General features: G+C 63.4%; 2 protein-coding genes and 2 tRNA genes. All 4 read left to right on the top strand.

Features of this window, described 5'->3' with window-relative positions:
* On the top strand, nt 1-715 hold a 715-nt coding region (locus ACESNG_RS20860), incomplete at its 5' end, for a hypothetical protein (protein WP_373064713.1).
* Between the two features lie 36 nt (nt 716-751).
* Nucleotides 752-1,738 (top strand): tetratricopeptide repeat protein, encoded by a 987-nt coding sequence (locus ACESNG_RS20855; protein WP_373070661.1) that lies wholly within the window; start codon nt 752-754, stop codon nt 1,736-1,738.
* A gap of 87 nt (nt 1,739-1,825) precedes the next feature.
* Nucleotides 1,826-1,912 (top strand) — tRNA-Ser (locus tag ACESNG_RS20850).
* Nucleotides 1,913-2,025: 113 nt separating this feature from the next.
* Nucleotides 2,026-2,112, top strand: a tRNA-Ser gene (locus tag ACESNG_RS20845).
* Nucleotide 2,113: the final 1 nt, after the last annotated feature.

Genomic DNA, 2,113 nt, shown 5'->3' with positions numbered 1-2,113 from the left:
GACCAAGAAGACCGAGGTAATCGTGGTCGGCACCGTTCACGCCGAACATCGCACCAGCGCACGCTACAGCGCCGATGTCTTGCGCAGGCTCCTGCAGGCCATGCGTCCCGACTATGTGCTCACGGAAATCGCACCGAATCGTTTGGACGCGGCCATGCGCCAGTTCACCGATTCCGGAGCCATCACCGAACCGCGCGTACTCCGGTTCCCCGAGTATGTCGACGTGCTCTTCCCGCTCACCAAATCCATGCGCTTCACCATCGTGCCCACGGCGGGTTGGTCCGTACCGATGGACAGCTACCGCACCGCCGCCCTCGAGCGCATCGAGGCCGATCCCACACGGCGTGCGGAGTGGCAGGAGTACACGCGAGCCAACGCGCTGGCCGATTCACTGGTGAAGCGCCGTGGCGCCGACGATCCGTTCTTCATCAATTCAGCGGAGTACGACGCCATCCAGACGGCGGCACACGAGCCTTACAATCGCCTGTTCAACAGCGAACTCGGTCCCGGCGGATGGGACAACATCAACGAGGCGCACTTTGCCAACATCGCCCGCGCGCTCGACGACCATCGTGGGGAAGGGAAGCGTGTGGTGATCACGTACGGTGCCGGTCACAAGGAGTGGTTCATGCGGGCGCTGCGGGCGCGTGATGACGTCACCATCCTCGAGGTGGCGCCGTTCTTGGAGCAGATCGGGGTGAGTCGGAAGCCGTAGCAGGTGAACGTTTCCCAAACGAGGTATTCTTCCAGTATGACAGCGTCTCAATTCAGCCGGTCGTTTGCAGTGCTGGCGTTCGCGTACGTCGGCTCCGTGTGTGCACTGCACGCGCAAACAGCGCCATCGATCACCGAGCCGGTAGCGCCGCGCTTTCAAACCATCTCGTTACTCGGTGACACGCTACGTACGCTGCCGCTCGCACCCGTGGTGCGGCAGCGTTATGAGCAGCAGCTGGCCGATGCGCGCCGCGCCTACGAGCGCACTCCCACGAACGTCGACTCGATCATTTGGTACGCCCGTCGGTTGGGCTACTTGGGGCGACTTCGTGAGTCCATCGAGCTGTACTCGCGAGGCGTGGCGCTCTATCCCGACAATCCGTGGTTGTTTCGCCACCGCGGTCACCGCTACCTCTCGGTGCGTGACTTTCCCGCCGCCGTGCGCGATCTCGAACGCGCCACGGCACTGGTGCAGGGTCGTCCCGACGAAGTCGAGCCCGACGGACAGCCTAACGCGAACAACACGCCGATCGGTACGCTGCAGTCCAACGTCGGTTACCATCTCGCGCTCGCCCACTATCTCCTTGGCGACTACACCAAGGCCGCCACCGTCGCTCAGCGTGAAGTCAACGCGGCCACGAATGACGACCGGCGGGTCTCGATGGCGCACTGGCTCTACATGTCACTGCGTCGATCCGGCCGCAACGCAGAAGCAGCGCAGGTGCTGATACCCATGCAGCGCAACATGAACATCATCGAGAACCAGGCGTATCATCGGCTGATGCTGCTGTACAAAGGCGTGCTGCCCGCCGATTCCGTGCTGAACGTGGCCCCGAGCGGAGAACTGTCTGTCACCGACGCCTCGGCGGCGTACGGCGTGGCCAACTGGCACTGGTACAACGATCGCAAGGCCGAGGGTATGGCGCTCTGGCGGCGGATCGTGGCCGGCGGCCAGTGGGGTGCGTTCGGCACCGTCGCGGCGGAAGCGGATGTGGCGCGATTCCGGGCCCCGGCGCAGCGCTGAGCGGGCGCGGCGCCCTTGAATCGGGCCCCACTCGCGATTATTTATCGGGACTGTAGAGGGTTTGGGTCGCGATTCGTCGCGAGCGCAGGACAGGTGGCTGAGTGGTTGAAGGCACCGGTCTCGAAAACCGGCGTACCGGCAACGGTATCGTGAGTTCGAATCTCACCCTGTCCGCTGCAGCAGGCGCTGCGTGTGACATGTCGTGTTGCAGGATATGGGTTAGGACGCGCCGTCGTGGAAGCCCGCGCCGGCGCGTTCGTCTATCAGGAAGCAGTGCACGGTTGTAAGGATGGATGGCCGAGTGGTTTAAGGCGCACGCCTGGAAAGCGTGTGAACGTGAAAGCGTTCCGTGAGTTCGAATCTCACTCCATCCGT

The organism is Gemmatimonas sp., from assembly GCF_041689975.1.
Taxonomy (GTDB): domain Bacteria; phylum Gemmatimonadota; class Gemmatimonadetes; order Gemmatimonadales; family Gemmatimonadaceae; genus Gemmatimonas.
The sequence above is the reverse complement of the archived record's forward strand: the minus strand, read 5'-3'. Positions and strand labels throughout refer to the sequence as shown.